This window comes from Psychromonas antarctica (genome assembly GCF_022267535.1).
Lineage (GTDB): Bacteria > Pseudomonadota > Gammaproteobacteria > Enterobacterales > Psychromonadaceae > Psychromonas > Psychromonas antarctica.
On record NZ_JAHNZV010000104.1, the window covers coordinates 1 to 9,455 of the forward strand.

Genomic DNA, 9,455 nt, shown 5'->3' on the forward strand with positions numbered 1-9,455 from the left:
TTAACCTCAGTTCTGGATAATGGAAGCGAAATCAGATTAAATATCAACAAGTTAAAAAACATATTATACAGTGCTGTTAGTTTTGCGTAGTTCAAGGCGAATCATCGCAGCAATAACTGGTTATTGGTAGATGATTTAACGCAGAAATACGCGTAAATAACGGGACTGTATCGTTTGGCTTATCCAGAATTGAGGTTAATTAGGTAATTTACCTTCAACGCCTTCAACGTAGAAGTTCATGCCTAATAATACTTTATCAGCAATAATTTCGCCTTCCTTAGCAATCACAGAACCAGCCTGCCCTTTAATTGGACCTGCGAATGGATGTAATTTACCAGATGCAATATCATCTGATAGTGCATTGATTTTTTTCACAACATCGGCAGGAATTGCGGGATTTAAGGGCGCCAAGGTAGTCATTCCAGAGCCAATCCCTTGCCACACATCTTCAGAATTCCAAGTGCCGTTAAGTACTTGCTCAACACGCTTAGCGTAAAACTCATTCCAGTGATGCACAGGCGATGTCAAGAATGCTTTGGGACCATAGATGCTCATGTCTGAGTGGTAACCTATGGCATAAATGCCCGCGGCTTCTGCTGCTTGGACGGGAGCTGGTGAGTCAGTATGTTGAGTGATCACATCGGCACCTTGCTGAATTAAACTGCTTGCGGCTTCATGCTCTTTACCTGGATCATACCAGCTGTTTACCCAAACAACTTTCACTGTTGCATTGGGTTTAACTGAACGCAGGCCTAAAGTGAACGCATTAATACCTCGCATGACTTCTGGAATAGGAAAGGCAGCAACATAACCAATTGTTTCAGACTTTGTCATATAGCCAGCGAGTACGCCAGTCAGATAACGCGCTTCATAAATACGGTCAAAGTAAGTACCGACATTTTTTGCACGCTTATAACCTGTCGCATGTTCAAATTTCACATTTGGGAAACGCTTTGCAACTTTAATCGTCGGGTTCATGTAACCAAAAGAAGTGCTGAAAATAAGATCATTACCGCTTTTAGCCAATTGTGTAATAACACGTTCGGCATCAGCACCTTCAGCAACCGACTCAACAAATGTCGTTTTAATTTTATCGCCAAACTTTTCTTCAAGGTATTTACGAGCAACATCATGGGTATAAGTCCAACCAGCTTCCCCTACTGGGCTGACATAAACAAAGCCTACTTTAAGTGGCGCGGCATCCTTCGCCTGTACAAACGTTGTCGTCAGTGCAGCAGCCATAGCGATGCACTTAATTATGTTTTTAAATATGCTCATACAAGCAATCTCCTTTAAATTAATATGTTTAAGTTAATGTTTTTTAAACCACGGTTTACCCAATGACACGGGCTCATAAAGTTTGAGTTTATTTTTATTTGCAGACAACATGATCAAAATAACAATCGTTGCAGCATACGGTAAAATAGCCAACAAGTTAGATGAAATAGCGAAACCTAACCCTTGTGCGACTAAGTGAATAATACTAGCAAAGCCAAACAGATACGCACCCAATATTATTCGTTCAGCTCGCCAGCTAGCAAAAACAACTAAGGCCAAGGCAATCCAACCGCGTCCTGACGTCATGTTTTCTGTCCATAAAGGTGTATAAGCAATAGAAAGATAGGCGCCTGCAATCCCCGCCATTGCACCACCAAAACAGATTGCTAAAAATCGCACTTTTAAGACTGATAGTCCAATCACATTGGCGGCATCTGGGTTTTCACCAATTGAACGCAGAATTAGTCCGCCACGACTCTTTTTAAAGAATAAATAGATACCAACAAACATGGCAAAACTGAAATAAACCACTAGATCTTGGTTAAACAATATATGACCAATAACCGGAATATCAGACAGAATAGGTAGTGCTAGCGAGTCCAAACTAGTAATAATTTTACCTTCATAGTCAGCACCAATAAAGGCAGAAAGACCACTGCCAAAAATGGTTAATGCAAGACCCGTTGCCACCTGATTGGCGTTTAAAAATAGCACAATTACAGCAAATAAAATCGCCATCAGCATACCAACAATCGCAGCACTCACAAAGCCAAGGGCAACAATATCAAAATGATTTACAACAATAAAACCAGTCACAGCCCCCATGAGCATCATACCTTCCTGACCGAGGTTTAATACGCCTGACTTCTCACAGACCATTTCACCAAGTGCCACTAATAACAACGGCGTTCCCGTGCGAATAGTTGCGTATAAAATATTTACAAATAAATCAAAGTCCATAGATTACTCGTTGTTAAGATGCTGAATTGGTTGGTAATAATTTAGGAACGTTGACAATGCGATAACGAATAAAGACATCACAAGCCAACAGAAAAAACAATAAAAGTCCTTGGAATACGCCGGTAATCGCGTTTGGCAAACCTAAATCAATCTGCGCTAATTCCCCCCCCATAAAGATGAGTGCCATTAATAAACCTGCCAAGGTGATCCCAACGGGATGAAGACGACCTAGAAAGGCGACAATAATTGCCGAATAACCATAACCCGGAGAGACAGAAGGGACGAGCTGCCCAATCGGCCCAGCAACTTCAATAGCGCCAGCCAGCCCAGCTAATCCGCCAGAAATCATTAACACCAAATAGGTTAACTTCTTACCTTTAAAGCCAGCCATTCTTGCGGCAGAGGGGTCTAAACCTAAAACTTGAATTTGAAAACCGACAAAACTACGCCTTAGAAATACCCAAGTTAACACCATTACAATCGCAGCAAACAAGATACCAATGTGTAATCGAGTATCAGCCCAAAGAATCGGCATTAATGTCGAGTCGCCAAACAAAGCAGACTCTGGGAAATTATAACCGTTGGGATCTTTAAGCGGTCCATGAACAGACCACACCAATAAATTCAAAGCGATATAGTTCATCATAATGGTGGTCAGTATCTCATTGGTATGGAATTGCACTTTTAACATGGCTGCAAATCCAGCCCATAAAGTACCGCCAACAACACCCGCCAACAGCGTCAATGGCATCGCCATCGAACTTGTAGAGTCCACGAATAACAAGGCAACAGACGACCCGATTAACGCACCCATTAACAGCTGCCCTTCCGCACCAATATTCCATACAGATGCGCGATAACAGATAGCTAAACCATAGGCACAAAGCAGAATAGGGGTCGCTTTTAATAACAATTCAGAAATGCCGTAGGCATCGGCAATGGGGCTAATAAAAAATGTAGATAATGCCTGTAATGGATCATCTGTTAATGCCGAAAACAACATAAATCCAGCAATTAAGGTTAATACCGCCGCCAGTATCGGCGACACATAAGACCAAAAAGTAGATATTTCAGGACGAGCTTCAAGACGCAACATGGACGATTTCCTTCTCATTGACACTGTCAACGGAAAAGTCACCCGCCATCCAGCACCCCACTGTTTCTAAACTGACTTCATTAGTTGCTTTAATCGGAGAAAGCTCGCCATCACAAATGGCACATAATCGGTCTGATATTTGATATAACTCGTCAAGATCTTCTGACACCACCAAAATAGCCCCACCTTGATCTCTTAGCTGGATAAGGGCTTTATGTATCGCAACCTGAGCACCAATATCAACCCCCCAAGTAGGATGAGAAGCTAATAAAAGTTTCGGATTTTGTTGCATCTCTCGTCCAATGATAAACTTTTGCAGATTACCACCCGACAGACTTTCAGCATGGGAAAATTCACCAACCGCTTTGACTTTGTACTTTTCAATAATGAGGTTAGCCAACGCCTTCATTTTTTTAACTTGGATCAAACCATTTTTTACTAAACCAAAATCAAAACTTGTTAGCAAAGTATTCTGGCTTAATGTCATTGTCGGTACGGCACCACGACCAAGGCGATCTTCAGGCACGAATCCCATGCCTAAGCGACGCCGTTTAAAAGGATTCAAACTATCAACGGGCTGTCCATCAAAATAGATCGATGGATTTTTACTTTTCTTCTGACGGATCTCACCGGATAAAGCCATTAGCAATTCTTCTTGGCCATTACCAGCAACACCAGCAATACCGAGTATTTCCCCTTTTTTAACATTAAGGCTGATCTTTTTAAGGGCGACCTCAAAGTCATGCTTGGCGTTGGTTGATAAATTATCAATACACAAGAATACCTCGTCACCTTGAACCTTATTATAATTTGTTGAGATAGGTGTTTCGTTGCCAACCATCATCGTCGCAATCGACTTAGAGGTTTCTTGCTTCGGGATACACGTTCCGCTGACCTTGCCATGTCTGAGAATAGTGGCGTGATCACACAAAGCAGTGACTTCATGTAATTTATGGCTGATAAACAGAATAGAGCAGCCTTCGCTTGATAAGTGCCGTAATGTTGAGAATAAGGCTTCAACTTCTTGCGGTGTCAGTACCGATGTCGGTTCATCTAAAATAAGTAGTTCAATGTCCTGTACTAAGCAACGCACTATTTCAACACGTTGACGTTCTCCCGTGGATAGCGTCGCAACTAAGCGATCCGGCTGCAATGGCATTCCATAGCGACTTGAGACAATACGAATACGCTCAGATAGAGATTTAATATCCCCTCCTTGCTTACCTAATGCCAAGGCGATATTTTCAACAATCGTTAAAGATTCAAATAGAGAAAAGTGTTGGAATACCATGCCAATGCCCATATCTCGAGCTTGGGCAGGATTTTTAATATTAACAGGATGTTCATTAAAAAAGACTTCACCTTGATTTGGCTGAGTTACACCATAGATGATTTTCATTAATGTACTTTTACCAGCTCCATTTTCGCCAAGCAATGCATGAATTTCGCCGGGTTCAATAGTTAGATCAATATTGTCATTAGCGAGGCAACCAGGATACTGTTTGCTAATACCTCTTAGTTCTAAGCGTTTTATTTTATGCAAACCAGTCTCTTCTACATATAAGTTTTAATGAGCGACAAATTTTTGCCAGCAAGTTGATCGACAGCTATTTAACTATCAGCTTTCAATAAACAATTCAGGTTCAATTGAGCTATAAGCAAATGATTTATGTTGCCTAATTTCATCTAAGGACAGCCCCTGCAACTCATAGGGAAAGACCACCCAATCATCAGTCGCATGAACATAATAGTCAGGGCCAGCTTTTTCAGGTAATGAGGCTTTTTTCCAAACAGTCGCAATGCGAACATCTGTCGGCATATTTTTTCTCAGCCGCTTTTTTAATTCATCAATAGCTGCGTGTGCATTTTTACCTGAGCGATACATATCATCAACAATAAGTAATTTATCATCTGAATTTAACTTTTTAAGTAAATAAGTAAGCCCATGCACGCGAATAGGTTGATCACCATCAACCTGTTTCTGGTAACTATCGAAGCCAGCATAGGAGGTGCGAATTGATATGTGATCGGTTTGTACACCTAACGTCTGCAGGCATTCTTGCACATAGATACCCACTGAACTTCCGCCTCGCCATAACCCAACGATGAAAGTTGGTTTAAAACCGCTCTCCATAATCTGGGTTGCTAATTGGAACGATTCTTCGATTAACGAATCTTCATCTAAAAATATTTTTTCGCGATATTTATCCAAGAAATCACCAGCTTTATATGTTATATTTGTAAAATTTAAATATCAAAATTAGAACATAAAGTAGCTTTTTATTCAATCTTTAGTGGCTTTATCTTTCATCTTTAAGTGGAACTAAAATGGCAGAAAAACAATACTTAACTGCGCAATCTTTATTACAAGACTCCTATGCGTTAGCACGTAATATATTGGATAGTGACTTTAACCCCACCTTTATTGTGGCTATCTGGCGTGGTGGCGCACCGATTGGTATTGCTGTTCAAGAATTTTTGGCTGTACATGGGGTACAATCGGATCATATTGCTATTAGAACCTCTTCCTATGCTGCACAAATAGATCAGCAACAAAAAGAAGTGCGCGTCCATGGTTTAAACTATCTGGTTAAAAACATTCAACACCATGACAAGCTGTTACTCGTTGATGATGTATATGATACGGGTCGCTCAATTGAAGCTGTTATTAACGAATTACAAAAGCAAACTAGGCTCAACATGCCTGCAGATGTAAGAGTTGCAGTACCCTATTACAAACCATCGCGTAATATGACTAATCGTATTCCAGATTATTACATCCACGAGACAACCGCGTGGTTAAAATACCCACACTCACTGGAAGGATTGTCTCCTCAAGAGATTGCAGCACAACGTCCCCGCTTGTATGAAATTATAAAAGAATACTTACCCGCCAAAGATGCATCAATTAAACACACTTAGAGCTGAAAATAAAAAATGCCAATAGCAACCTCAGCAAATTCGATTATTGTGCTCGATTTTGAAACCACCGGTCTTTCCGCTAATCAAGGAGATCGGGCCATCGAAATTGGTGCAGTCAAACTACAAGGTGGCATTATTGTTGATCGCTTTCATAGCTTAATGAATCCCGGATTTAGAATTAACCGATTTATCGAAGATTTCACCGGGATCTCCAACAACATGTTAAAAGATGCCCCCGATTGTAAAACAGTGATGAACCAATTTGCTGATTTTATCCAAAACAGTAATTTAGTCGCCCACAATGCATCCTTTGATCAGCGCTTTTTAGATGCAGAGCTAACACATATTCAGCGTCGTTATAACGGCTCTTTTGCCTGTTCTCTTTTGCTTTCTCGGCGTTTAACACAAGATGCACCATCGCATAAGCTCGGTGAATTAGTGCGTTATCATCAAATTAAAAACGATGGGATTTTTCACCGTGCATTAGCCGATGCCGAAGCAACCGCTTCTCTGTGGTTAGTGTTATTAGATTCATTACAACACGATTATGGCATCACTAATCCAGATTTTTCGTTAATGAAAAAGATAGCAAAAACACCCAAAGCGTCTATTGGTAAATTATTAAAAACGATTGCTATTTGATATAATTATTGTGCATCGCATATCCAATAATGGATAAATTCACATGCTTATGCACTTAACTCAGGTAAAAATGGGAAAAGATAAAAACACGTCAAAAAATTGCACCACAGAGTAAAATGAGGGAAAACAGAGAAAAACATAAAAAATATTAATTATCATATATTTTAGTCTGTTAGTTTTTTCTTTGTGTAGCGCGCAGCGCCTCTGTTAATGAATGCGAACCGAAACGCAGTTTCGCAGTCGCATGAAGTGTGCGTGGTAATGGTTTTAATCTTTTTACAAAAAACAACCTGAGTCATCTACATAAGCATGTTAATTTAAGCGAATATTTTCGCGAGCGCAGCCCTTATCAAACTAATAGTAAGCATCCAACGGCTATTAAAAAGAAGCACAGAGACATTTTACCACCAGCAACCCGTTACGCTTTAACTACCTGATAAATAAACTTATAACCCCATATTAATAGATCTTATTTTTTGTTATTTCAGCATCGCTAATATGCCCTGAAAAATAAAACTTGAACTATCTCACGTTTTATTGTTTATAATGTGAACATATTTAAAAGTTTCAGGCTTGAGTGATCTGCCATTACGGATTGTGATCCTCGCCATTTACTCATTTAGCTTGCTTACATCAAAACATTGCTTTCATCAGCAAGCTGAAAACAAGGATAAAAGAACATGGAATACCAAATAGATACGTCTACTACTGATTTACAACTGTTTAAAGATAATGTGCTTGCTAGCCAAATACTGGTTAGTAAAAACGCAGCTGAAGAGAAAACATTATTAGACATTAATTCCCTCAACATTGAAAAATCAGATGTTATTCTTCATGCCTTTGACTGGCCATACGCCTACGTCACGGCCAATGCGAAAGAGATTGCTGAATTGGGGTATCGTTCCGTTTTAGTTTCACCGGCCATGAAGTCTTTCGTACATAAAGACGGGACAGCTTGGTGGCAACGTTATCAACCCCAAGATTATCGCGTTATTGAAAATCAGCTGGGTAATACACAAGACTTCTCTGAGATGATTAAAGCACTCGAAGAACAGGGGGTGCGTGTTTATGTGGATGTTGTATTCAATCACATGGCTAATGAGGCATATAGACGCAAAGATTTGCAATATCCATGTGCAATGGATATCAAAACATACAATGATAATAAAGAGAAATACCAGCCGCAGACGCTGTTTGGTGATTTGAGCGAGCCACTGTTCCACGAAGAGCATTTTGTCGACGCGTTTGAGATTAAAGACTGGAAAAACACCTGGGAAGTACAAAATGGCCGAATAACCGGTGGTGCAGAAGATCCTGGGTTGCCAAAACTAAAAGTCTGTGACTATGTTATCGAGCAACAACAAAATTATCTTAAAGCACTTAAAAAAATGGGAGTTCAGGGATTCAGAATTGATGCCGCAAAACACATGACTATCGAGCATCTACAACGTATCTGGACTAAAGATATTACTGAAAACATGCATATTTTCGGTGAAATAATTACCGATGGTGGCGCCACCAAAGAAGAGTATGAACTGTTTCTGAAGCCTTATATCGAGCAAACAGAGCTTGGGGCATACGATTTCCCTTTATTCAATACCCTATTTCAGGCTTTGCAAAAAGATGGCGATATGAAATCTTTAGCTAATCCCTATTCCGTTGGTCAGGCGTTATTTAATTTTCGCGCGACTACTTTTGCAATCACCCATGATATTCCAAATAATGACACCTTTAAGAGCCTGATCCTTAAGGAACAAGATGAATGGCTTGCCTATAGCTATATACTCGGTCGTGATGGAGGTGTACCACTAGTTTATACCGACCTAAATCCAAGTAAAATATTAACTAGCAATGGTATTCCACGCTGGACTGAGGCATGGAAAGATCCACGCATGGCAAAAATGATCATGTTTCATAACTATGCTCACGGTGAAACGATGCGCTCAATGCTAGCAAACAAAGACACTCTTGTTTTTGCCCGAGGGATAAAAGGAATAGTCGCCATCAACAAATCCGATTCCAAGGTAGTTGTAGACATCCAATGGCACAAAGATATGCGTAATATATTGACCGATTGCCAGTATAAAATTGAAGCCGATACGTTGACGTTGAGCATTGACAGAAAATCCTGTTTACTGCTCGTTTGATGTTGGTTGAATAGCTGAATTCCAGTAAAAAGACAGACAGGAGGCAGCTTAAAAAATTTATATAACCTTAAATCGGATAATGAAAGTGAAATTCACTTAATATCATAAAGTTAAAATTTCATATCATACCGTATTGATGCTTTGCTGAAGTTCAAGGCAATTCTTAAATTCACGGATATAGCTGCGCTGTATTGATTTGCAATAACGTCAGGGTCTTTCATGATGCATACAACTGCAAAATGATAGACCTGGCACGTTTCTGCACTATCGATAAGATATGCACACGAATACGCACATCATTCACATCAAAGCGACCTGTTTTTATAGAGTGAATAGATGCTCAAATACAACATCAATATTCCTTTGGTCGGCATCTAAAAAGTATGCATGAACTTTAGATTATGTATATC

General features: G+C 39.9%; 8 protein-coding genes. 3 read left to right on the plus strand and 5 right to left on the minus strand.

The features are described from left to right. Positions 1 to 195: 195 nt before the first annotated feature. The 5 genes from KSO91_RS14345 to KSO91_RS14365 form a co-directional block, all read right to left on the minus strand. The gene (locus KSO91_RS14345; RefSeq protein ID WP_238743722.1) at positions 196 to 1,278 is read right to left on the minus strand and encodes a BMP family ABC transporter substrate-binding protein; all 1,083 of its coding nucleotides are present in this window, start codon (positions 1,276 to 1,278) and stop codon (positions 196 to 198) included. 33 nt (positions 1,279 to 1,311) lie between these two features. Further along, a complete protein-coding gene (locus KSO91_RS14350; RefSeq protein WP_238743723.1) occupies positions 1,312 to 2,238 on the minus strand; it encodes an ABC transporter permease in 927 nt (308 codons plus the stop codon). 13 nt (positions 2,239 to 2,251) lie between these two features. After that, the gene (locus tag KSO91_RS14355) at positions 2,252 to 3,334 is read right to left on the minus strand and encodes an ABC transporter permease (protein WP_238743724.1); all 1,083 of its coding nucleotides are present in this window, start codon (positions 3,332 to 3,334) and stop codon (positions 2,252 to 2,254) included. Continuing rightward, complete coding sequence (locus tag KSO91_RS14360) at positions 3,321 to 4,877, minus strand: ABC transporter ATP-binding protein (protein ID WP_238743725.1); 1,557 nt, start codon at positions 4,875 to 4,877, stop codon at positions 3,321 to 3,323. The genes KSO91_RS14355 and KSO91_RS14360 overlap by 14 nt, the downstream gene beginning before the upstream one ends. 75 nt (positions 4,878 to 4,952) lie before the next feature. Beyond that, positions 4,953 to 5,546 carry a phosphoribosyltransferase gene (locus KSO91_RS14365; protein WP_238743726.1) on the minus strand — a complete coding sequence of 198 codons (594 nt, stop codon included), beginning with the start codon at positions 5,544 to 5,546 and terminating at the stop codon, positions 4,953 to 4,955. Positions 5,547 to 5,662: 116 nt separating this feature from the next. On the opposite strand from KSO91_RS14365, the gene KSO91_RS14370 reads away from it, so the two are divergent. The 3 genes from KSO91_RS14370 to KSO91_RS14380 all read left to right on the plus strand — a co-directional run bounded on the left by KSO91_RS14370 (position 5,663) and on the right by KSO91_RS14380 (position 9,045). After that, a complete protein-coding gene (locus tag KSO91_RS14370; RefSeq protein ID WP_238743727.1) occupies positions 5,663 to 6,256 on the plus strand; it encodes a phosphoribosyltransferase in 594 nt (197 codons plus the stop codon). A gap of 15 nt (positions 6,257 to 6,271) precedes the next feature. Next, entirely contained in the window at positions 6,272 to 6,898 is a 627-nt protein-coding gene (locus KSO91_RS14375; RefSeq protein WP_238743728.1) for a 3'-5' exonuclease, read from the plus strand. A 680-nt stretch (positions 6,899 to 7,578) separates the two neighbouring features. Next, positions 7,579 to 9,045: an alpha-amylase family protein gene (locus KSO91_RS14380; RefSeq protein WP_238743729.1), complete on the plus strand. Its 1,467-nt coding sequence runs from the start codon at positions 7,579 to 7,581 to the stop codon at positions 9,043 to 9,045. Positions 9,046 to 9,455: the final 410 nt, after the last annotated feature.

Bases quoted from the DNA above. Each gene is read 5' to 3' on its own strand.
- KSO91_RS14345 (WP_238743722.1), bottom strand. From the start codon at position 1,278: ATGAGCATATTTAAAAACATAATTAAGTGCATCGCTATGGCTGCTGCA.
- KSO91_RS14355 (WP_238743724.1), bottom strand. From the start codon at position 3,334: ATGTTGCGTCTTGAAGCTCGTCCTGAAATATCTACTTTTTGGTCTTAT.
- KSO91_RS14370 (WP_238743727.1), top strand. From the start codon at position 5,663: ATGGCAGAAAAACAATACTTAACTGCGCAATCTTTATTACAAGACTCC.
- KSO91_RS14350 (WP_238743723.1), bottom strand. From the start codon at position 2,238: ATGGACTTTGATTTATTTGTAAATATTTTATACGCAACTATTCGCACG.
- KSO91_RS14380 (WP_238743729.1), top strand. From the start codon at position 7,579: ATGGAATACCAAATAGATACGTCTACTACTGATTTACAACTGTTTAAA.
- KSO91_RS14375 (WP_238743728.1), top strand. From the start codon at position 6,272: ATGCCAATAGCAACCTCAGCAAATTCGATTATTGTGCTCGATTTTGAA.